Genomic DNA, 22240 nt, shown 5'->3' with positions numbered 1-22240 from the left:
GATAGCGGTGTGTCAGTCGTTGAAATTTTGACTGACGGATTGCCATCGCGAGCAGGCTCACTCCTACAGAGGGAACAGCGTGTCCTGTTGTTATTGCCAGCCGAACCGGCGGATGTAGAAGCCTTTCACCGCCTGGGTCAGCGCCATGTACGCCAGCAGGATCATCGGCAGGAACACGAAGTACAGCGACGGCAGCGCCTGCAGTTTGAAGTAGTTGGCCAGCGGCCCCATCGGCAGGAAGATCCCGACCGCCATGATGATTCCGGTCATCACCAGCAGCGGCATGGCTGCGCGGCTTTGCAGGAATGGGATCTTCGGCGTGCGGATCATGTGCACGATCAGCGTCTGGGTCAGCAAGCCCACCACGAACCAGCCGGACTGGAACAGCGTCTGGTGATCCGGGGTGTTGGCATCGAACAGGTACCACATCAAGGCGAACGTGGTGATGTCAAAGATCGAACTGATCGGCCCGAAGAACAGCATGAAGCGTCCAACATCCGCCGGCTGCCAGCGTTGCGGCTTTTTCAGCATCTCGTCATCGACGTTGTCGAACGGAATCGCGATCTGCGAAATGTCGTAGAGCAGGTTCTGTACCAGCAGGTGCATCGGCAGCATCGGCAGGAACGGAATGAACGCACTGGCGACCAGCACCGAGAACACGTTGCCGAAGTTGGAACTGGCAGTCATCTTGATGTACTTGAGCATGTTGGCGAAGGTGCGGCGCCCTTCGAGCACGCCCTCCTCCAGCACCATCAGGCTCTTTTCCAGGAGGATGATATCGGCGGCTTCCTTGGCGATGTCCACCGCGCTGTCTACCGAGATCCCGATGTCGGCAGTGCGCAACGCCGGCGCGTCGTTGATGCCGTCGCCCATGAAGCCGACCACATGCCCGTTGCCTTTGAGGATGCGCACGATGCGTTCCTTGTGCGACGGCGTCAGTTTGGCGAACACGTTGGTTTTTTCTACCGCCACGGCCAGCTCGGCGTCGCTCATGCGCTCGATGTCGTTGCCCAGCAGCAAGCCCTGTTGCGCCAGACCGACTTCGCGGCAGATCTTGGCGGTCACAAGTTCGTTGTCACCGGTCAGCACTTTGACCGCCACGCCGTGTTCGGCCAGCGCCTTGAGCGCCGGCGCGGTGCTTTCCTTCGGTGGATCGAGGAATGCCACGTAACCGATCAGCGTCAGCTCCTGCTCATCCGCCAGGCTGTAAGTGTCGCGACCTGCCGGCATCGAGCGGGCAGCCACCGCCACCACGCGCAAGCCCTCAGCGTTGAATGCTGCGGTGACCTGACGAATCCGGGTCAGCAATTCATCGCTCAAGGCTTCTTCGACGTCGCCGTGCTGCACGCGGGTGCACACCGCCAGCACTTCTTCCACCGCACCTTTGCAGATCAGCAGATGCGGTTCGCCACGCCCCTCCACGACCACCGACATGCGCCGACGGTTGAAGTCGAACGGGATCTCATCGACCTTGCGAAATGCCGTGCCGACCTTCAGTTCACGATGGATTTCCACGTGTTCCAGCACCGCCACGTCGAGCAGGTTTTTCAGCCCGGTCTGGTAGTAGCTGTTGAGGTAGGCCTTTTCCAGCACATCGTCAGAGTCTTCACCCCAGACATCGACATTGCGCGCGAGGAAGATCTTGTCCTGGGTCAGGGTGCCGGTCTTGTCGGTGCATAGCACGTCCATGGCGCCGAAGTTCTGGATCGCGTCCAGACGTTTGACGATGACCTTCTTGCGCGACAGGAACACCGCACCTTTGGCCAGCGTCGAGGTGACGATCATCGGTAGCATTTCCGGGGTCAGACCCACGGCAATCGACAGCGCGAACAGCAGCGCTTCGGTCCAGTCGCCCTTGGTGAAACCGTTGATGAACAGCACCAGCGGCGCCATCACGAACATGAAGCGGATCAGCAGCCAGCTGACTTTGTTCACGCCCAGCTGGAACGAGGTCACCGCGCGGTCAGTGGCGCCGACCCGCTGCGCCAACGCGCCGAAATAGGTGCTGTTGCCCGTGGTGAGAATCACTGCCACCGCCGTGCCGGACACCACGTTGGTGCCCATGAACAGGATGTTCTCCAGCTCCAGCGGGTTGCGCGTGTCGCGGTCGGCCTGCCGGGCGAATTTTTCCACCGGCATCGATTCACCGGTCATCGCCGCCTGGCTGACGAACAAATCCTTGGCGCTGAGCACCCGGCAGTCGGCGGGAATCATGTCGCCGGCCGACAGTACGATCAGATCGCCCGGCACCAGTTGCTTGATCGGCAGTTCGATGCGCGGCTCGTCGCGGCGCATCACCGTGGCGGTGTTGCTGACCATCGCCTTGAGCGCGTCGGCGGCCTGGTTGGATTTGCTTTCCTGCCAGAAGCGCAGCAGCGTCGACAGCACCACCATGGAGAAAATCACCGTGGCGGCTTTCAGGTCTTCGGTCAGCCACGAGATCACCGCCAACAACGTCAGCAGCAGGTTGAACGGGTTTTTGTAGCAGTGCCACAGGTGAGTCCACCACGGCAGCGGCTGCTCGTGTTCGACTTCGTTGAGGCCGTGCTGCGCGCGCAGTGCATCGACCTCAAAGTCGGTCAGGCCATCGGCGTGGGTACCCAGTGACGACAGCAGTTCCCCGCTGTCACGCTGGGCCGCATCAACCAGGGTATTGGCCAGGGTTGGCGGCACTTCACGGCTGACCGTGGTGTCGGTGATCGATTCCAGCAGCGCCAGACGACGGAAGTGCCGGGCGATGTGGCGTGTACGCAGGAAGCCTGCGAAAAATTCCTTGAGCGTAAGTTTCATGGCTGTTGCCCCTATGGTCAGCCGGGAAACCGTCGAGCAGGTACGAGCATGCCTCGTTCACCGGAAAATCCGGCACGGCAAGGCTTGGCGCGCCGGTCAGAAAAGACAGGCGTGTCGATAGGTTTGCGATCGCGAGCACACGGTCGAAATCACATACGTTCAGTGTCGATGAGAAGGACGTCGGGACATGGTCTCAACTGACCATGATCGGGATGCCGCTGCTCGCTTTACGGCGAGACAACGGCAGAGAAAGGCTGCGCGTTATCTTGCCGAGAATCTGCCGGTTACCGAGACCGGCCGACAACTGTCACTCGAACAAGTACCCACTGTGGGTCTCCGCTATTGATGAAAACGCGCGAAGCTTACGCCTCGATGATTGGAGAGTAAACCCGTGAAAGAAGGTGTGTCGGGGATGTTCAGGAAGGGTTCAGGAATGAGTTTTGCGGTATTGCTGAAGGGCCCCTTCGCGAGCAAGCCCGCTCCCACAGGGGATCTTCATTGAACACAGATTTTGTGGTCAGCAGAGAACCAGTGTGGGAGCGGGCTTGCTCGCGAAAGCGGTGTGTCAGGCGCTACAGAATCAGCTGGCAGTCGCCAACAGCAGATCCGCCATCGAACGGCTGTGCCCACGGTTCTTGCCATGCTCATACAGCGACCCGGCAATCTCGTCGGCACGCACCGGCAACACCGACAGCAACGTATCGCTCAGACCATGGCTGGCCTGGCAGAAGCCCTGCATGTACAGGCCGGCCTTGCAGCGTTCGTCGGTGATCAGTTTGTAGTTGCGATCGACCTCGAAATCACCGAGGTATTCTTCCAGCGGTGCCAACAGTTTGCGGTGCATCTGCCGCTCATAACCGGTGGCCAGGACCACGGCGTCGTAGATACGCACGGTGACTTCGCCGGTGGCGTTGTTGCGCACCGCCAGTTCGATGCCGCGCTCGGTGGCGGTGGCACTTTCCACAGTGGTCAGGGTACGGAACGCATGACGGGCGATACCCGAGACTTTCTGGCGATAGAAGATGCCATAGATGCGTTCGATCAGGTCGATGTCGACCACCGAGTAGTTGGTGTTGTGGTACTCGTTGACCAGCCGCTCACGCTCGGCGCTGTTTTGCTGGAACACCAGATCGGTGAACTCCGGCGAGAACACTTCGTTGACGAACGGGCTGTCGTCCGCAGGCTTGAGCGCCGAGCCGCGCAGGATCATGTCGACCTGCACCGACGGGAACGAATCGTTCAGATCGATGAAGGCTTCCGCCGCGCTCTGCCCGCCGCCGATGATTGCGATGCTCATCGGTTGATTGTTCACGCACGGCTGCTTGGCCATCTGCGACAGATACTGCGAGTGGTGGAACACGCGGCTGTCGCCCTTCAGCGCCTTGAAAGCTTCAGGAATCCGCGGCGTGCCGCCGGCACTGACCACCACCGAACGCGCAGTGCGCACGAACTGCTGGCCTTCGCTGTCGCGGGAGATCACGCGCAGCGCTTCAACCTGATGGTTGTGCAGCACCGGTTCGATGGTCAGCACTTCTTCGCCATAGCGGCTCTGCTCGGTGAACTGCCCGGCAACCCAGCGCAGGTAGTCGTTGTACTCCATGCGGCACGGGTAAAAGGTACCGAGGTTGATGAAGTCGACCAGACGGCCGTGGGCCTTCAGGTAATTGACGAACGAGTACGGGCTGGTCGGGTTGCGCAGGGTCACCAGATCCTTGAGGAAGGAAATCTGCAATTCGCTTTGGGTCGAAAGAGTGTTGCCGTGCCAGCTGTAGTCGGCCTGCTTGTCGAGGAACAGCACATCCAGCTCGCCGTGGGTCGGGCCGCGCTCTTGCAGAGCGATGGCCAGCGCCAGGTTCGAAGGGCCGAAACCGACGCCGATCAGGTCGTGAACGATGGGCGATGCAATTGCCTGAGTCATTTCCAGTGTCCTCTGGATGAACCCCTCAACAAGGGGAAAGGAGAGCCTAAGTGACCCGACTGGCCTTGAGCAGGACAGCAGGTCGTCTGTTGAGTAGGAACGAGGACAGTGAAATAAAATTTAGCGATGGCGGCTCAATGGGCATCCCATTGCTTGATGCGCAGGCGGCAATGCTTCATCGCGTTGACGATGTGTTTTTCCACCAGTGCCTTGGAAATCCCCAGATGTTCGGCGATCTGCGGGTGCGACAGGCCTTCGATCTTGCGCAGCAGAAAACTGTCGCGACACAGCGGCGACAATTCCGCCAGTGCGCGCTGGAGCATCTCCAGACGCTGGCCGTGATCGAGGGTACCGTGGGGCGACGGGGTGAAATAGCGCTCTTCGTTGTCGAGCACTTCCAGCGGTTCGACCTGACGCAAGGCGTTGCGCCGATGATCGTCGATCACCAGATTCAGCGCCGTGCGATAAAGAAACGCCCGCGGCTGCTCGATGGGCGTGTCGCTGGAGCGTTCCAGTACGCGCACATAAGCGTCATGCACCACATCTTCGGCGACCTGACGGTTGCCGAGCTTGGCGTTCAGGAAACACACCAGCTCGCGATAGTAGTTTTCCAACATGACTCCCGGCCGCATCGATGCGGATTCGATCCTTGAGCACACTGATCGACGGCCCGCGAACACGGGTAGCAAGATAGTGGCAACTGAGGTGCGTAATTTATAGTAATTCTCATATAGATTTAAAGTGGCGTTTGTCGTTGCCCGCTAAATAGTGCCGTTCTATACCTGTAACATCCTGTGTCTTCGCTTAAATTCCCCTGTGCATTCATCGTTTACAGGACAGCTCCCCGTGTCTGTCGCGCCCTGCGACAGCGTTCAGCGGCTGCGCGCTGTGGCGTGCAGCCGGACGACGGGCCGAATTCCACTGGCCGGAACCCTGCATGAAACGTCCCCGCCCCGCTCGACGCGCCCTGCTCGCAGTCCTTTGTCTGATTCCCGTTGTTGCCTACGCCGCGTGGCAAATCATGCCGCCGGGCCGCGACCGCTTCGCCACCGTGCAAGTCAGCCGTGGCGACATCGAAAGCAGCGTCACCGCACTGGGCACCCTGCAACCGCGCCGATATGTCGATGTCGGTGCGCAGGCCTCCGGGCAGATCCAGAAGATCCACGTGGAAGTCGGCGACGTGGTCAAGGAAGGTCAACTGCTGGTGGAGATTGATCCGTCCACGCAGAAGGCCAAACTCGATGCCGGGCGCTTCTCGATCGAAAACCTCAAGGCGCAATTGCAGGAGCAGCGCGCCCAGCATGAACTGGCGCGGCAAAAGTATCAGCGGCAGCAAAATCTCGTCGCCGGCGGCGCCACCCGTGAAGAAGACGTGCAGACCGCCCGTGCAGAATTGAAAGCCACTCAGGCGCGCATCGACATGTTCCAGGCGCAGATCCGCCAGGCCGAGGCCAGTCTGCGCAGCGATCAGGCTGAACTCGGCTACACGCGGATCTACGCGCCGATGGCCGGCACCGTGGTTGCCCTCGACGCCCGCGAAGGCCAGACCCTCAACGCGCAACAGCAGACGCCGCTGATCCTGCGTATCGCCAAGCTGTCACCGATGACCGTGTGGGCCGAGGTTTCCGAGGCCGACATCGGTCACGTCAAACCGGGCATGACCGCCTACTTCACCACCCTCAGCGGCGGCCAGCGGCGCTGGAGCAGCACCGTGCGGCAGATCCTGCCGGTGCCGCCCAAGCCGCTGGATCAGACCAGCCAAGGCGGCGGCAGCCCGGCCAGCACCAGCAAAAGCGGCAGCGCCCGCGTTGTGCTGTACACGGTTTTGCTTGACGTCGATAACGCCGACAACGCCTTGATGGCCGAGATGACCACTCAGGTGTTTTTTGTCGCCAATCAGGCCAAAGGCGTGCTCACCGCGCCGGTCGCCGCGTTGCAGGGCAGCACCACGGCCAACCTGCAAACCGCTCAGGTGGTGGCGGCCAACGGCGAGATTCAGCAGCGCGAGGTGCGCACCGGCATCAGCGACCGGCTCAAGGTGCAGATCGTCGACGGCCTCAATGAAGGCGATCACCTGTTGATCGGCCCGGTCGACGGCAGCGGAGGCTAAATGCAAACGCCTCTGATCGACCTGCAGGACATTCGTAAATCCTACGGTGGTGGCGATGCACCTGAAGTGCACGTGCTGCGCGGCATCGACCTGTCGATCCACGCCGGTGAATTCGTGGCGATTGTCGGCGCTTCCGGCTCCGGCAAATCGACCCTGATGAACATCCTCGGCTGCCTCGACCGGCCGACCTCCGGCGAGTATCGCTTTGCCGGGGAAAACGTCGCCGGCCTCGACAGCGACGAGCTGGCCTGGCTGCGCCGCGAAGCCTTTGGATTTGTGTTCCAGGGCTATCACCTGATTCCGTCCGGCTCGGCCCAGGAAAACGTCGAGATGCCGGCGATCTATGCCGGCACCCCGGCCGCCGAGCGTCACGCCCGCGCCGCCGCCCTGCTCGACCGACTCGGCCTGGCCTCGCGCACCGGCAACCGCCCGCATCAGCTGTCCGGTGGCCAACAGCAACGGGTGTCGATTGCCCGGGCGTTGATGAACGGCGGCCACATCATCCTCGCCGACGAACCCACCGGCGCCCTCGACAGCCACAGCGGCAAAGAAGTGATGGCGCTGCTCGATGAACTGGCGAGCCAGGGCCACGTGGTGATCCTCATCACCCACGACCGCGAAGTCGCAGCCCGGGCCAAACGCATCATCGAAATCCGCGACGGCCTGATCATCAGCGACAGCGCCCGCGACAATCCCCACGCCCAGACCAGCGCCAACCCCGGCGCCCTGCAAGCGGTGGATCTGCGCCAGCGTCTGGCCGACGGCGCCGAAGCCACCGGCGCCTGGAAAGGCGAACTGGTCGACGCTCTGCATGCCGCGTGGCGAGTGATGTGGATCAACCGCTTTCGCACCGCACTGACCCTGCTCGGGATCATCATCGGCGTGGCGTCGGTGGTGGTCATGCTGGCGGTCGGCGAAGGCAGCAAACGCCAGGTGATGGCGCAGATGGGCGCCTTCGGTTCGAACATCATTTACCTGAGCGGATCGGCGCCGAATCCGCGCACGCCGCCGGGGATCATCACCCTCGATGATGTGCACGCGCTGGCAAGCCTGCCGCAAGTGCAGCGGATCATGCCGGTCAACGGCGCCGAGGCCGGCGTGCGTTACGGCAATGCCGACCACCTGAGTTACGTCGGCGGCAACGACACCAACTTTCCGGCGATCTTCAACTGGCCGGTGGTGCAAGGCAGTTACTTCACCGAGGCCGATGAGCAGAATGCTGCAGCCGTCGCGGTGATCGGCCACAAGGTGCGCAGCAAACTGCTCAAGGACGTGCCGAACCCGATCGGCCAGTTCATCCTGATCGAGAATGTACCGTTCCAGGTGGTCGGCGTGCTCGCCGAAAAGGGCGCCAGCTCCGGCGACTCCGACAGCGACAATCGCATCGCCATCCCCTATTCGGCGGCCAGCGTTCGGCTGTTCGGCACGCGCAATCCGGAATACGTGGCCATCGCCGCCGCCGACGCGCGCAAGGTCAAGGACACCGAGCAGGCCATCGAGCAACTGATGCTGCGCCTGCACAACGGCAAGAAGGATTTCGAACTGACCAACAATGCCGCCATGATTCAGGCCGAGGCGCGCACCCAGAACACCCTGTCGCTGATGCTCGGCTCGATTGCCGCGATTTCGCTGCTGGTCGGCGGCATCGGCGTGATGAACATCATGCTCATGACCGTGCGCGAGCGGACTCGCGAGATCGGCATTCGCATGGCCACCGGCGCCCGCCAGCGCGACATCCTCCGCCAGTTCCTCACCGAAGCGGTGATGCTCTCGGTGGTCGGCGGCATTGCCGGGATCGCCCTGGCGCTGATCGTCGGTGGCGTGCTGATCCTCAGCGAAGTGGCCGTAGCCTTTTCCTTGATGGCGGTACTCGGCGCGTTCGGCTGCGCCCTGGTCACCGGTGTTGTCTTCGGCTTCATGCCTGCCCGCAAAGCTGCCCGGCTCGACCCGGTCACGGCCCTTACCAGTGAATGATCGATCTATGAAACCGCGCCTCAGCCTGTTGACCGTGTGCCTGATCCTCAGTGCCTGCGGCAGTCCCGTTCAACGCCCAGACAGCGGTGTGCAGGCGCCTGCTGCCTGGCAATCGCCTCATGCCGCCAGCGTCGCACGTATCGATCCGCAGTGGTGGACACAGTTCGGCAGCCCCGAACTCGACCGCTTGATCGGACAGGCGCAAGTCGGCAGCTTCGACCTCGCGGCGGCTGTCGCTCGCGTGCGTCAGGCCCAGGCCGAGACGGTGATTGCCGGTGGTTCGCTGCTGCCCGAGGTCAAGGCCGGCCTCAATGCCAACCGGCAGAAACTGCTGCGCGGCAGCGGCTATAGCCAACTCGATACCAACAGCAGCAACAACGCCGTGGACTATTTCGACAGCAACCTGAGCGCCACTTACGAGGTGGATTTCTGGGGCGGCAATCGCGCCGCTCGCGACAGTGCGCAGTTCAGCCTGCAAGCCAGCGAGTTCGATCGGGCGACGGTTGAGCTGACGCTGCTCAGCGGCGTCGCCAACGGCTATGCGCAAACCTTGTCCCTGCGCGAACAAAGCCGCATCGCCGAATTGAACCTGGCCAACGCACAGAGCGTGCTGAAACTGGTGCAGACCCGCTTCGATGCAGGCTCGGCCACCGCGCTGGAACTGGCCCAGCAGAAAAGCCTGGTCGCCGCCCAGCAATGGCAATTGCCACGGGTGCAGCAACAGGCCGAGGACGCGCTGATCAGCCTCGCCGCCCTGCTCGGCCGACCGGTGCAGCAGGTGGCACCGCAGGCGTCCTTCGCGCAACTGCAATGGCCACAGACTGATGCCGGGGTGCCCAGTGAATTGCTCAACCGTCGGCCGGACATCGCCCGCGCCGAGGCGCAACTGGCCGCCGCCAAAGCGGACGTCAAGGTCGCTCGCGCCGCCATGCTGCCGAAGCTGACCCTGACCGCTCAGCTCGGCTCGGGCGCCAATCAGTTCGATGATCTGCTGCGCAATCCGTTCTACAACCTCACGGCTGGACTGGTCGCACCGGTCTTCAACAACGGTCGCTTGAGCGCCGAACGCGACAAGGCCAGGGCACGTCAGGAGGAACTGCTGGAAACCTATCGTGGCGCGATCATCAATGGTTTCGCCGACGTGGAAAAGGCCCTGAACAGCATTCGCGGGCTGGATCGCCAGCGGCAGTGGCAAAGCGAAGAACTGAATCAGGCGCAGACCGCATTCGACATTGCCCAGAGCCGTTACCAGGCCGGCGCCGAAGACTTGCTGACTGTCCTCGAAACCCAGCGCACCTTGTATGCCGCGCAGGACCAGAGCGTGCAACTGCGCCTGGCACGGATGCAGGCGAGCATTGCGCTGTACAAGGCGTTGGGTGGGGGTTGGCAGGCTCGGTAATTGCAGCGACTGACAGAGCGCTTTCGCGAGCAAGCCCGCTCCCACATTTGAACGCGCTCCATCAGTAAGAATGCGTTCTCATGCAGGAGTCAGCCCGAACATTATTGTCTGACACATAACCCTGTGGGAGCGGGCTTGCTCGCGAATAACGATAACGCGGTGCTCAAGCCGGGCTGGTTTTAGCCTTCAGATTGCGCGCATACCATGGCCGTTGCGGCACGCGGCGGAACAGGCCGGCGAGTTTTTCCTCGTCGGTGATGAAGGTGATGCGCAGCGCCAGCTTCATGGTTTCCGGATCCATCTCCACTGACTTGCCCATCTGCAATCCCGGCGTGGTGCTGCAGCCATGGGTGATCGGCCCGAGCCACGGGTCATCGACCTCTACCCAGCGCCCCGGGGCAAACCATGGAACGCCATTGACCTGCAGCCGCGTGACTTCGCCCGGATGGAAACGCTCGTGGGCGCGGAACCAGTCCTCAATGCGATCGTCGATCCAGCCATGGAAATGCCAGAACGTCGGGTTGACGTGGGAAGAAAACGGATCACCAAGAAAGTCGTTTTCGGCGTTGTACCAGCGGGCAGCGAAGTCCGCCGGATCGCGGGCAAACGGCACCGGCTCACCGTTGGACGGATCGCGCGGCACGGAGGCCCAACGCATGTGCAGCCAGTCATGCAGGCCCAACTCGACTTCGGAGCCGAACTGGCCGAGGGTGAGCCGGGCCAGATACGCCGGATCGCGGTACTGCGACTCCCAGACCTGGAAGTTGCTTTCGTAGGTTTCGGCAGTCTTGATGTCGCTGACCCACTGGCTGAATTCGTCATCGCCCGCCGCCGTCCAGGTCGGCGGCAAGGCCGTGCCGTCGTGGTTATCGAAATAGCGGGCGAAGCCGACGCGGTCGCGGATCAGCTCCGGTTGCGGCAGCGGGAAAAACTCCCACGACGGCAGATCCTGCATCGAGCGCGCCGTCCCGAGCATGTGCCGGTGCATGAAGAAAAAGTCCACGCCCGAGCCATTGCGATCCTTGCGCGGGCCACGGGCATCACGCTCCTTGTCGCGCGGGCCAGGCTGCCAGCCGATGCCGCGCAAGGCCTCGCGTTTATCCTCGGGCAGTTTGTGCCACTTGTCCCGGGTCGCATGCCACAACTGATGAAACAGGCGATGCTCGGGAGAGATAAGCCACGCCAGCAACGTCGGGTTGAGCGGCGTGCGCTCGCGCGCTTCGGGAAACAGCCGCTTGACGGCGACGAAGCGATTGTCCTGCGCCGGCAAGGCCAGCGACCGGTCCAGACGCAAAGCCTTGCCGCTGAGGGTGCCACTGCCGGCATTGCCGAAGTCGGCCCAGACCTCATCGAGGATCATCTCCAGCTCGTAACTGATCTGGCCATCGGCGCCGATCAGGCGCCAGCTCAGCTTCGCCGCATCGGCTTTCGCGAGGTCGCCCAGAATTCGGTAACTCGGTGTTTCAGCGGAACGCAGGCGCTCGGGCGTGTCGAGAAAACCGCACACGCCGCGCCCCTTCTGGCCGATGTCGAGAAACACTTGCAGGCCCTTGAGCGGCAAGCCCTCAAGGCCGGCATCGGCACCTTCGAAACGGATATCCCACACCCCGCGCAACGCATTCGCCAGGCGCTGTCCGGCCATGTCGGCGACGTCGAAAGACGCTTCGCCCGGGGTGATCGTCGGGTCCGGCTTCGTCCATTCACGATGCCCGAAATACGCCGCAGGCACGGCAGCGCCGGTCAGCGCCAGACCCGCCATGAACCATCGTCGAGAAATCTTCATTGCCCTACCTGTGTCAGCCATGAAGCAGGCTTTATCCAAGCTAGAACGTTTGTTGCCCCGGCAAATTTAACGCGCCCGGCGATGATGCCCCTCTCCACAGCACCAGGCTTAAATTTTGCCGCCAACCACTCGTTCTTCCCAGATAGCGAAGGCCCCCGCGCCTGCACCTCGATGGCGAACCTGACTGAGATGGCAATGACAAAACCACGTTCGAAAAAGGCTCTATTCATCGGCCTGCCGTTGGCCCTGGCGATCAGCGCCGGCGCAGGCTTTGCCGTATGGCATCACTGGTTCAAGGACGACCTCGGCTACCCGGCCAAAGTCATGAAGCAGGCCGATGAGCTGCACGAACGCATGCTCTCTTTCGACAGCCATGTCAGCCTGACGCAAAATTTCGGCACCGCCGGCCACGAAGCCGACAAGGACGGCGACGGCCAGTTCGACCTCGCCAAGGCCAACCGTGGGCGCCTGTCCGGCGCCGCGCTGACCATCTTCGGCTGGCCGGAAATGTGGAACGGCCCGAACGCCCCGCACAAGCCGACCCCCGGTTTCGTCGACGAGGCGCGCAACCAGCAGGAAATCCGTTTCAAGATCATCTCCGGTATGGTCCGTGACTACCCCAATCAGGTCGCTATCGCCTACACCCCCGACGACTTCCGGCGCTTGCACGGCGAAGGCAAATTCGCGATTTTCATCAGCATGCTCAACGCCTATCCACTGGGCCACGACCTCAACCTGCTGGACCTGTGGACGGCGCGCGGCATGCGCATGTTCGGTTTCAGCTACATCGGCAACAACGACTGGGCGGATTCGTCGCGGCCGCTGCCCTTTCTCAATGATTCGCCGGACGCCCTCGACGGCCTCTCGGATCTGGGCAAGCAAGCGGTCAAGCGCCTCAACGATCTGGGCGTGATCATCGACGTCTCGCAAATGTCGACCAAGGCCCTCGAACAAGTTGCGCAACTGAGCCGCACACCTTTGGTGGCCTCGCATTCGGCGCCACGTGCGATGGTCGATATCCCGCGCAACCTCAGCGACAAGGAAATGCAGCTGATCAAAAACAGCGGCGGCGTGGTGCAGATCGTCGCGTTCTCGCAGTACCTGCGTCCGCTCACCCAGCAGACCCAGGACAAGCTCAACGAGATGCGCAAGGACTTCGACCTGCCGCCGCTGCCGAACCTGGCGATGGCGCTGATGCCCGGCGACCCGATCATTGCGGCGTGGTCCGAGCAGAAGTTCGGCCAGTACGCCAGTCGCCTCTACGGCATCCTCGAAGAAGAACCGAAAGCCAGCCTCAAGGATCTGGGCGATGCCATCGATTACGCGGTGCGCAAGATCGGCATCGACCATGTCGGCATCAGCTCCGACTTCAACGAAGGTGGCGGCGTCAAAGGCTTCGAGAACGTCGGCGAAATCCGCAACGTCACCGCCGAGTTGATCTCGCGCGGTTACTCCGAAGCGGACATCGCCAAGCTCTGGGGCGGCAACTTCCTGCGGGTCTGGGATCAGGTCGAGAAAGCCGCGAAACCGGCACTGGCCGCTGCGCCGGGAACTGCCAAGCCATGAGCAATCGTCGTGAGTTCTTGAAGCAGGCGGGGATTCTCGCGGCAGCGCTGCCACTGGGCGCGAGCCTGCCGAATGTCGCCGGTGCCACGAACGCCGCGCCCGCAACCGGCAACAAGTGGACGCGGTTGCAGCAGCTGTTCGATCAGGATCCGGCGTATCTGCACTTCTCCAATTTCCTGATCACCTCGCACCCGAAACCGGTGCGCGAGGCGATTGAGCGGCACCGCGCCGCCCTCGACAAAAATCCCGGACTGGCCATGGATTGGGACCTCGGCGTGATCGAACAGCGCGAGGAGAACGTGCGGGTCTGGGCCGGACGCTACCTGCAAGCCGATGCCAAACAGATCGCCCTGACCGGCAGCACCACCGAAGGTCTGGCGATGATTTACGGCGGCGTGCGCGTGCGCCCCGATCAGGAAATCCTCACCACCGAGCACGAGCACTACGCGACCCACACCATCCTCGCCCTGCGTAGCGAACGCGACAGCACCCGGGTGCGCAAGATTCGTCTGTTCAAGGATTCGTACAGCGCGAGCAAAGCGGAAATCCTTGCTGCCATCGACGGAGCCATCCGCCCCGAAACCCGGGTGCTGGGCATGTGCTGGGTGCATTCGGGCAGCGGCATGAAACTGCCCATCGGTGAGATCGGCGCCATCGTCGACAAGCACAACCGCGGCCGCAGCGACGCTGACCGCATCGTTTACGTGGTCGACGGGGTGCATGGCTTCGGCGTGGACAACCTGAACTTCGCGCAAATGAACTGCGACTTCTTCATCGCCGGCACCCACAAGTGGATATTCGGCCCGCGCGGCACCGGCATCGTCTGCAGTCGCTTCGCCGAAGTCAGATACGTCACCCCGATCATTCCGACGTTCTCCGAAGCCACGACGTTTTCCACCACCATGACGCCCGGCGGCTACCACTCGTTCGAGCACCGCTGGGCACTGGACGAAGCGTTCAAATTGCATCTTGAGCTGGGCAAGGCCGAGGTCGAGGCGCGTATTCACGCGCTCAACAGCTACCTGAAACAACGTCTGCAGCAGCGTCCGCAGATCGAACTGGTCACGCCACTGAGCCCCGAACTGTCCGCCGGTTTCACCTTCTTCCGGGTCAAGGGCAAGGACAGCGACAAGATCGCGGCGCACCTGATGGCCAACCGCGTGGTGGCCGATGCCGTGCACCGCGATGTCGGCCCGGTGATTCGCACCGCGCCGGGGCTGCTCAACGACGAAAAGCAAATCGATCGTTTGCTGGCCGTGCTCGATCAGGCCCTCTGATCCGAACGATCCCTTTTTCCTTTTAGCGAGACTCGCAATGAACAGTGAACTGCGTCGATTTTCCTTGAAGGCGCTGCCGGCGCTGATGCTCACCGCCCTCGCCGTCGGCCTGCTGCCGGGCGCCGCGCAGGCCGCCACCCCGCCTGCGCCGGGCAAGGTGTTCAAGGACTGCAAGGACTGCCCGGAAATGGTCGTGCTGCCCACCGGCACGTTCACCATGGGCACCCCGGAAGATGAGGTCGGCCGCGAGCCGGACGAAGGACCGCTGCACCCGGTGACGTTTGCCAAACCGCTGGCGATCAGCCGCTTCCAGATTCTGCGCGGCGAGTGGGACGCCTACCTCAAGGACAGCGGCTACAAAATGCCCGACGGCGACACGCGCCCCGGTCGCGCCTGCAAGGCCGGGATCCCGGATTATCAGGGCAGCGACCCGCGCAAGCAGTACACCGACAAGCACCCGGCGGTGTGCATGGATTTCCCGGAGGTCGAAGCTTACGTGGCCTGGCTGTCGAAGAAGACCGGCCAGCAATACCGGCTGGTCAGCGAGTCGCTGCGTGAATACGCCGCCCGCGCCGGCAGCACCGGGCCGTTCCCCTTCCCGTTCGACGAGGGCAAGGAATACAGCATCGCCAAACACGCCAACACCTATGGTGCCGCCGATGGCTACAACTTCACCGCGCCGGCCGGCAGCTTCCCGGCCAACGCCTTCGGCGTCTACGACATGCACGGCAATATTTATGAGTGGACCGCCGATTGCTACAACGAGAATTACGTCGGCGCGCCAAGCGATGGCAGTGCCTGGCTGAGCGGCAAGTGCGAAGTGCGGCGCATCCGTGGCAACGACTGGGGCGAGGCCCCGGTGTTCTCGCGTTCGGGCAACCGCAACGCCACTTACACCGACACCCGTGGCGACTGGATCGGCTTCCGGGTCGCCCGCGATCTGTAACGCCATCGCCCGGCTAAATTAGCCGTCCTGCCAGTCGTTCTACAGGTGGGCGCGATCCTCCATGGCACGCCCACCGCCCTCTACGTCATCCAGGCGAACCCCACGAGCAGTGCCGGTGTTCGCCGCTCCTTCAAGCAGGGAACCTCCATGAGCAAACCAACACGCGGGGTGATCAATGAATTGTTCGCCCTGCTCAAACCCTTTCGACTGATCGTCAGCGTGTCGATCCTGCTCGGCATGGTCGGTGGCCTGAGCGTCACCGCACTGCTGGCGACCATCAATAACGTGCTGCACGCCGAGGGCGCACTGACCAGCACGATGGTCGCGGTGTTTGCCGGCCTGTGCCTGCTGGCCCTGACCAGTTCGATCTTTTCCGACATCGGCACCAATTTCGTCGGCCAGCACATCATCGCCAAGTTGCGCAAAGAGCTGGGCGAGAAAGTCCTCTCGGCGCCGATCGAGCAGATCGAGCGCTATCGCAGCCATCGGCTGATTCCGGTGCTGACCCACGACGTCGACACCATCAGCGACTTCGCTTTCGCCTTTGCGCCGCTGGCGATTTCCCTGACTGTTACCCTCGGTTGCATGGGCTACCTGGCGATGCTGTCGTGGCCGATGTTCCTGATGATGGCGGTGGCGATCCTGATCGGCACGGTCATTCAATACATCGCACGCGGGCGCGGCATGCAGGGTTTCCTTAAGGCCCGTGACTACGAAGACGAGTTGCAAAAGCACTATCACGCAGTCGCCGAGGGCGCCAAGGAACTGCGCATACACCGCCCGCGCCGGCATCGCATGTTCGTCTCGGGCATCGAAGGCACGGCCGACAAGATCTGCGCAACGCAGGTGCGTTCGGTAAACATTTTCGTGGTCGCCAAGACTTTGGGTTCGATGCTGTTCTTCGTGGTGATCGGCCTGGCGCTGGGCCTGCAATCGCTGTGGCCGAGTGCTGACAAAGCAGTCATGAGCGGCTTCGTGCTGGTGCTGCTGTACATGAAAGGGCCGCTGGAACACATCATCGGCACCCTGCCGATCGTCAGTCGCGCGCAAATCGCGTTCCGCCGGATCGCCGATCTGTCCGAACAGTTTTCCTCGCCAGAGCCGCACCTGCTGCTCAGCGATCAGGGCCACCAAAAGACCCCAGTGCACAGCCTGGAACTGACCGATGTCTCGTACAGCTTCCCGACGGTAGAAGGCGCCAAGCCGTTCCGGCTGGGGCCGGTGAACCTGAAAATCGAACAGGGCGACATCATTTTCATCGTCGGCGAAAACGGCTGCGGCAAGACCACCCTGATCAAGTTGCTGCTGGGCCTGTACGCGCCACAGCAAGGCGAAATCCGCCTCAACCAGCAGCTCGTCGACGCCAGCAACCGCGACGATTATCGCCAGTTGTTCACCACGATCTTCGCCGACTACTACCTGTTCGACGACGTGGTCCAGGGCGATACGCATATCCCGGAAGACGCCAACCAATACCTGGAGCGTCTGGAAATTGCGCACAAGGTCAGTGTGCGTGACGGCTCGTTCACCACCACCGACCTGTCCACCGGCCAGCGCAAGCGTCTGGCCCTGATCAATGCCTGGCTGGAAGAGCGTCCGGTGCTGGTGTTCGACGAGTGGGCCGCCGATCAGGACCCGACTTTCCGGCGGATTTTCTACACCGAACTGCTGCCGGACCTGAAGCGCCTGGGCAAGACCATCATCGTCATTTCCCACGACGATCGTTACTTCGATGTCGCCGACCAACTGGTGCGCATGAGCGCCGGCAAAGTGGTCACTGAGCTGCAACCCGCCTGACTGTGAAAAATTTGTAAAAAAATTGCGTTGAGCTTTCCGGTTTTCGGAAGGCTCAACGTCTTACTAACAGTTAATAGAAATAGTTCTCAGTCAACACTTTGAAGAGTAGAAGAACAATGCCCGCACCGCACGGACTCCACCCGCTCGCCAAGGCCCTGCTGATCCGCCGCTCCTTCCGTTGCACCTTGCCAGCGTTCTGCGCCATGGCCCTGACTGTGCCGATGATCGGCCAGGCCCAGGCCGCCGCCGTGGCGATCAATATTCCTGCACAGTCGCTGGGGAGCGCGTTGCAGGAATTCGGTCGCCAGACCAACCTCCAAGTGCTTTACAGCCCGGATGAAGTCAGCGGCCTGCGCAGCAGCGCCGTCAGTGGCAACCTGGAACCGACCGCCGCCATCGCGCAACTGCTGCAAGGCACCAACATCGCCTACAGCGTCGAAGGCAACAACGTCGCCTTGCGTTCGCGCAGCACCGGCGGTGCCAGCCTCGATCTGGCCCCGACCAGCATTTCCGCCACCGCCGAATCGGCCTGGGGCCCGGTAGACGGGATCGTCGCCAAGCGCAGCGCCACCGGTTCGAAGACCGATTCGTCGCTCAAGGAAATCCCGCAGACCATCAACGTCGTCACTCAAGACGAAATCAAGATGCGCGGCTCGAAGACCGTCACCGAGGCCCTGCAATACACCCCCGGCATGACCGGCGGCGGTTTCTCGGATCGGGTGAAGATCTTCGACGAACCGACCTCCCGTGGCTTCTCCCCTACTCCGCTGTACCTCGACGGCCTGCACATGCCTTACGGCGGCGGCAGCACCGGCGGTTCGCTGCAGATCGACCCGTACACCCTGGAGCGCGTCGAAGTGCTCAAGGGCCCGGCCTCGGTGCTGTACGGCCAGAACCAGCCGGGCGGTATCGTCAACATGGTCAGCAAGCGTCCGACCGCGACCCCGCTGCACGAAGTGAAGCTCGGTGGCGGCAGCTATGACCGCAAGTACGGTGCCTTCGACCTCGGCGGCCCGATCGACGATCAAGGCGAATTCCTCTATCGCCTGACCGGTGTGGTCAACGACAGCGGCTCGGCCATCGACTACGCCAGCCAGAACCGCATGCTGCTGGCGCCAAGCCTGACCTGGCTGCCCAACGACCAGACCACCATCACCGTGTTCGGTCAGTACCAGAAAGACCACGACGTACCGGAAGCCCAGGGCCTGCCGGCCAACGGCACGGTGCATCGCAGCCAGGCCGGGCGCATCAGCCGCAGCCTGTTCCTCGGCGAGCCGGACGTGAACAAGTACCATCGCGAGCAGTTCGTGGTCGGTTACGAGATCGCCCACGAACTCAACGACGTCTGGACCCTGAAGCAGAACGCGCGTTACGCCGACATCAACGACCAGTACGTGGCGCCGCTGCACGGTTATGCGTTCCCGACCAACCCGGTCACCGGTCTCAACGACGGCAGCTACCAGACCCGTTACGGCGTGGACTGGTCGCAGCACAACAAGGTCTACGGCATCGATAACATCGCCCAGGCCAAGTTCCACACCGCCGACGTCGAGCACACCGTGCTGCTGGGCGTGGACTACTACCACTACAATTCGAAATTCCTCGGCCTGTACGACCGCACCGCTCCAGGTCTGGATCTGTACAACCCGGTGTATGGCAGCCAGATCAATTTCCGTCAGCCGTACAAATGGGACAACACCATTACTCAGACCGGCCTGTACGCTCAGGATCAACTGCGCTGGAACCAGTGGTTCCTGACCCTCGGCGGTCGTTATGACTTCGCCGAAACCGACAACAAGCAACCGCTGAGCGGCGGCCACAGCAACCAGAAAGACGAGAAGTTCACCGGTCGTGCCGGCCTCGGCTACGAGTTCGACAACGGCATCACGCCGTACGTCAGCTACGCCGAATCGTTCCTGCCGCAAACCGGTACCGACATGAGCGGCGGCGCCTTCGAACCGACCACCGGCAAGCAGTACGAAGTCGGCGTCAAGTACGAGCCGAAGTCGATCGACGGCTTCATTCAGCTGTCGGCGTACCAGATCAACCAGGACAACATGCTGACCACCGACCTCAACAACCCGGGCTTCAGCACCCAGAGCGGCTCCGTGCGTTCGCGCGGTATCGAGCTGGAAGGCAAGGTCAACGTCACCCGCAACCTGCGCGTGCTGGCGGCGGTGTCGCGTAACCAGACCAAGTGGGAGAAGGACAACGACGGTCGCGAAGGTCGCACTCTGGCCATGCGTCCACCGCTGACCGCCTCCGCGTGGGTCAACTATGACTTCGACATTTCCACCGCCCTCGCCGGTTTCGGCATGGGCCTGGGCGCCCGCTACGTGCGCAGCAGCTACGGTTCGGATTACGAGTCGGACTCGTTCCAGATTCCGTCCTACACCGTGTATGACGCCATGGTCTCCTACGACCTGGAAAAATCGCCGTTGCATGTCAAAGGCGTGAAACTGCAAGCCAACCTGCAGAACCTCACCGACGAGAAATACGTGGCCGCGTGCAATGGCACCCTCGACTGCTACTACGGCGAAGGCCGGACCATGACTGCTGACGTGACCTACAACTGGTAATACGTTTAGCGCTCACTGAAACGCCGGCATTTGCTGGCGTTTTTTTTGGGGGCTGATTGGGGCTTGGCGGCCTTTGGGCCGACCAGGCTCTTGGGGTTTTGGGTGTATATCCGTTTCTGCGGGTGTTGCTGCTGGCGGTTTCGCTCTTACAGCGAGTTACCTTTTCCAGACGCCGAAAAGGTAACCCAAAAGGCTTTGCCCCGGCGTACGGCACTTCGCTGAGGCTCAGTGTTCCCTCGCTACGGTGTCCATCCGGGGGCATCGCCTCCGGTTTGCTTCGCTGCACCTCCTCTCGATGTATGCGGCTCCGCCGCATGGCGCTGCGCGCCTAACCCCCTGATGGACACCTACGCTCGGCCTGCCGAAGGGGCAAAAGATCAAAAGCCACATCAAGAGCCAAAGCCAAAGCCAAAGCAGATCAAAAGATCGCAGCCTTCGGCAGCTCCTGCATGGGATTGGGTGTTTACAGTTGGAGTTTGGTCGGCTGTCAGGCCGCCTTCGCGAGCAAGCCCGCTCCCACAGTTGGATTGAGTGCATTCAGTTGGAGTTTGGTCGACTGGCTGGCCGCCTTCGCGAGCAAGCCCGCTCCCACAGTTGGATTGAGTGCATTCAGTTGGAGTTTGGTCGGCTGTCAGGCCGCCTTCGCGAGCAAGCTCGCTCCCACAGGGGGATGGGGTGTGGTCAGTTAGAGACTGGTCGGCTCGCAGGCCGCCATCGCCAGCAGGCTGGCTCCTACAGAAAAGCAAAAGCCGAGCGCTCGCTTTTCCACCACTCAACACGATGAGCGTTAGCTCGAGTAAAGCTTTTGATCTCAGGGCCCGTCGGCAGGCTGAGTGGAGGGATTTATCGGGGGGTGGGAGCGCAGCGACCGTTTGGCGCAGCCAAACACAGCGAGAGGAGGTGCAGCGAAGCAAACCGTAGGCGCTGCCCCCCGGATGAATCCCGCAGCGAAGGAACCCGAGCCTAAGCGAGGGCCGAACGTCAGGGCATAGACCTTTTGGTTACTTTTGGGGCGTTTGCCAAAAGTGACCCGCCGTAAGGGCGGAACCCTAGGCCGCCGTTACCGCAGCAACGGATATTCACCCCCCCCCACCCCATCAAGCCAAAGCAAACACCTCTACCAAGCGCCCAGCAATCAACTCCAGCGCCTCTTCAGCCTCATCAACAATCGCCCCCATCCGCATAAAGTCATGGGTCATGCCCGAGTACACCTGCAAATCCACAACAACCCCCGCCGCCTGCAAATGCCGGGCATAAGCCACCCCCTCATCGTGCAACGGATCACACTCGGCCAACACCATCACCACCGGCGCGACATCGGCCGGGACTTCGCCGAGCAACGGCGAGAAACGCGGATCGAGACGATCGCTGGCATCACGCTGATAGTGCGCGTAGAACCACTGCAACGAAGCCTTCTCCAGCAGATAACCTTCGGCAAAACGCTCGATCGAAGGCGTGCTGCGACTGGCATCGGTGACCGGATAAATCAGCACCTGCAAAAGCGGCTGCACAGCAGCATCCGTCAGTTGCGCAGCCAGCACCGTGGCCAGGCTGCCACCGACGCTGTCGCCGGCAATCGCCAGCCGCGCCGCATCGATGCCCAGATCAGCAGCACTCGCCACCAGCCAGTCCCAGGCATCGCGGGCGTCGTCGGCCGCTGTCGGGAAACGATGTTCCGGTGCCAGTCGGTACGCCACTGACAACACCACACAATCGGCTAGCGCGGCCAACGCGCGGCACAGCGAATCATGCGAGTCGAGGCTGCCGACCACATAGCCGCCGCCATGAAAATACAACAGTGCCGGACGTCCGGCGCCCGCCTGCAACGGATGATTGCTGTAGATCCGTGCGTTCAACAGTGCACCGTCACGCACCGGCAATTGCAGCTCATCGACTACGGCCAGTTCTTCACCGCCGGCGTCCATCAGCAACGATGACTGATCGAATTGTTCACGGGCCTCGGTCGGGCTCAACTCGTGCATGCCGACGCGTTTGCCACTGGCCCGGCCGTTGCCGACCAGTTGCAGAAATGCGGCGATATCAGGATTCAATGACATTCAAATCTCCAAACCGATTCGGGCGCCATCAGCGCCCGATCGGT

The 22240-nt window shown here is 62.1% G+C and carries 13 protein-coding genes; 8 read left to right on the top strand and 5 right to left on the bottom strand.

From position 1 onward, the window contains the following. Positions 1-90 precede the first annotated feature (90 nt). The 3 genes from mgtA to AC1RBR_RS09540 form a co-directional block, all read right to left on the bottom strand. Positions 91-2790 carry a magnesium-translocating P-type ATPase gene (gene mgtA / locus AC1RBR_RS09550; protein ID WP_492564006.1) on the bottom strand — a complete coding sequence of 900 codons (2700 nt, stop codon included), beginning with the start codon at positions 2788-2790 and terminating at the stop codon, positions 91-93. Positions 2791-3370: 580 nt separating this feature from the next. Further along, a complete protein-coding gene (locus tag AC1RBR_RS09545) occupies positions 3371-4708 on the bottom strand; it encodes a lysine N(6)-hydroxylase/L-ornithine N(5)-oxygenase family protein (RefSeq protein ID WP_115985748.1) in 1338 nt (445 codons plus the stop codon). Between the two features lie 134 nt (positions 4709-4842). After that, positions 4843-5325, bottom strand: a complete 483-nt coding sequence (locus AC1RBR_RS09540; RefSeq protein WP_095138702.1) for a sigma-70 family RNA polymerase sigma factor — start codon at positions 5323-5325, stop codon at positions 4843-4845. A 320-nt stretch (positions 5326-5645) separates the two neighbouring features. Here AC1RBR_RS09540 and AC1RBR_RS09535 point away from each other — a divergent pair, with 320 nt between their 5' ends. The 3 genes from AC1RBR_RS09535 to AC1RBR_RS09525 are packed head-to-tail and all read left to right on the top strand — an operon-like array spanning position 5646 to position 10191. Continuing rightward, positions 5646-6818 carry an efflux RND transporter periplasmic adaptor subunit gene (locus tag AC1RBR_RS09535; RefSeq protein ID WP_492564003.1) on the top strand — a complete coding sequence of 391 codons (1173 nt, stop codon included), beginning with the start codon at positions 5646-5648 and terminating at the stop codon, positions 6816-6818. Then, positions 6819-8792: a MacB family efflux pump subunit gene (locus AC1RBR_RS09530; RefSeq protein ID WP_027614029.1), complete on the top strand. Its 1974-nt coding sequence runs from the start codon at positions 6819-6821 to the stop codon at positions 8790-8792. It abuts the gene before it with no gap. Between the two features lie 7 nt (positions 8793-8799). After that, a complete protein-coding gene (locus AC1RBR_RS09525) occupies positions 8800-10191 on the top strand; it encodes an efflux transporter outer membrane subunit (RefSeq protein ID WP_492564001.1) in 1392 nt (463 codons plus the stop codon). A 163-nt stretch (positions 10192-10354) separates the two neighbouring features. Here the strand turns inward: AC1RBR_RS09525 and pvdP are convergent, their stop codons facing one another. After that, positions 10355-11974 (bottom strand): pyoverdine maturation tyrosinase PvdP, encoded by a 1620-nt coding sequence (gene pvdP, locus AC1RBR_RS09520; RefSeq protein WP_492564000.1) that lies wholly within the window; start codon positions 11972-11974, stop codon positions 10355-10357. A gap of 195 nt (positions 11975-12169) precedes the next feature. Here pvdP and pvdM point away from each other — a divergent pair, with 195 nt between their 5' ends. The 5 genes from pvdM to AC1RBR_RS09495 all read left to right on the top strand — a co-directional run bounded on the left by pvdM (position 12170) and on the right by AC1RBR_RS09495 (position 20139). Further along, positions 12170-13540, top strand: coding sequence for a pyoverdine-tailoring dipeptidase-like protein PvdM (gene pvdM / locus AC1RBR_RS09515; RefSeq protein ID WP_492563998.1), 1371 nt, complete (start codon positions 12170-12172; stop codon positions 13538-13540). Then, positions 13537-14817 carry a pyoverdine-tailoring periplasmic protein PvdN gene (gene pvdN, locus AC1RBR_RS09510; RefSeq protein WP_492563996.1) on the top strand — a complete coding sequence of 427 codons (1281 nt, stop codon included), beginning with the start codon at positions 13537-13539 and terminating at the stop codon, positions 14815-14817. The genes pvdM and pvdN overlap by 4 nt, the downstream gene beginning before the upstream one ends. A 37-nt stretch (positions 14818-14854) precedes the next feature. Further along, positions 14855-15763 (top strand): dihydropyoverdine dehydrogenase, encoded by a 909-nt coding sequence (gene pvdO, locus AC1RBR_RS09505; protein WP_041070748.1) that lies wholly within the window; start codon positions 14855-14857, stop codon positions 15761-15763. Between the two features lie 147 nt (positions 15764-15910). Further along, on the top strand, positions 15911-17560 hold the full coding sequence (locus AC1RBR_RS09500; RefSeq protein WP_086794841.1) for a cyclic peptide export ABC transporter: 1650 nt from the start codon (positions 15911-15913) through the stop codon (positions 17558-17560). A gap of 116 nt (positions 17561-17676) precedes the next feature. Continuing rightward, positions 17677-20139 (top strand): TonB-dependent siderophore receptor, encoded by a 2463-nt coding sequence (locus tag AC1RBR_RS09495; protein WP_492563993.1) that lies wholly within the window; start codon positions 17677-17679, stop codon positions 20137-20139. A gap of 1097 nt (positions 20140-21236) precedes the next feature. Here the strand turns inward: AC1RBR_RS09495 and AC1RBR_RS09490 are convergent. Then, complete coding sequence (locus tag AC1RBR_RS09490; protein ID WP_492563991.1) at positions 21237-22196, bottom strand: alpha/beta hydrolase; 960 nt, start codon at positions 22194-22196, stop codon at positions 21237-21239. Positions 22197-22240 lie beyond the last annotated feature (44 nt).

The sequence above is a fragment of the Pseudomonas sp. GW823-FHT01D03 genome, from assembly GCF_058798255.1.
Note: the sequence above shows the minus strand (reverse complement) of the source record. Positions and strands in the feature narration are given on the sequence as shown.

Coding starts and splice junctions, on each gene's coding strand:
- AC1RBR_RS09500 (WP_086794841.1), top strand. CDS start 15,911: ATGAGCAAACCAACACGCGGGGTGATCAATGAATTGTTCGCCCTGCTC.
- AC1RBR_RS09540 (WP_095138702.1), bottom strand. CDS start 5,325: ATGTTGGAAAACTACTATCGCGAGCTGGTGTGTTTCCTGAACGCCAAG.
- pvdP (WP_492564000.1), bottom strand. CDS start 11,974: ATGAAGATTTCTCGACGATGGTTCATGGCGGGTCTGGCGCTGACCGGC.
- AC1RBR_RS09495 (WP_492563993.1), top strand. CDS start 17,677: ATGCCCGCACCGCACGGACTCCACCCGCTCGCCAAGGCCCTGCTGATC.
- AC1RBR_RS09535 (WP_492564003.1), top strand. CDS start 5,646: ATGAAACGTCCCCGCCCCGCTCGACGCGCCCTGCTCGCAGTCCTTTGT.
- pvdN (WP_492563996.1), top strand. CDS start 13,537: ATGAGCAATCGTCGTGAGTTCTTGAAGCAGGCGGGGATTCTCGCGGCA.
- AC1RBR_RS09545 (WP_115985748.1), bottom strand. CDS start 4,708: ATGACTCAGGCAATTGCATCGCCCATCGTTCACGACCTGATCGGCGTC.
- AC1RBR_RS09525 (WP_492564001.1), top strand. CDS start 8,800: ATGAAACCGCGCCTCAGCCTGTTGACCGTGTGCCTGATCCTCAGTGCC.
- AC1RBR_RS09490 (WP_492563991.1), bottom strand. CDS start 22,196: ATGTCATTGAATCCTGATATCGCCGCATTTCTGCAACTGGTCGGCAAC.
- pvdO (WP_041070748.1), top strand. CDS start 14,855: ATGAACAGTGAACTGCGTCGATTTTCCTTGAAGGCGCTGCCGGCGCTG.
- pvdM (WP_492563998.1), top strand. CDS start 12,170: ATGACAAAACCACGTTCGAAAAAGGCTCTATTCATCGGCCTGCCGTTG.
- AC1RBR_RS09530 (WP_027614029.1), top strand. CDS start 6,819: ATGCAAACGCCTCTGATCGACCTGCAGGACATTCGTAAATCCTACGGT.
- mgtA (WP_492564006.1), bottom strand. CDS start 2,790: ATGAAACTTACGCTCAAGGAATTTTTCGCAGGCTTCCTGCGTACACGC.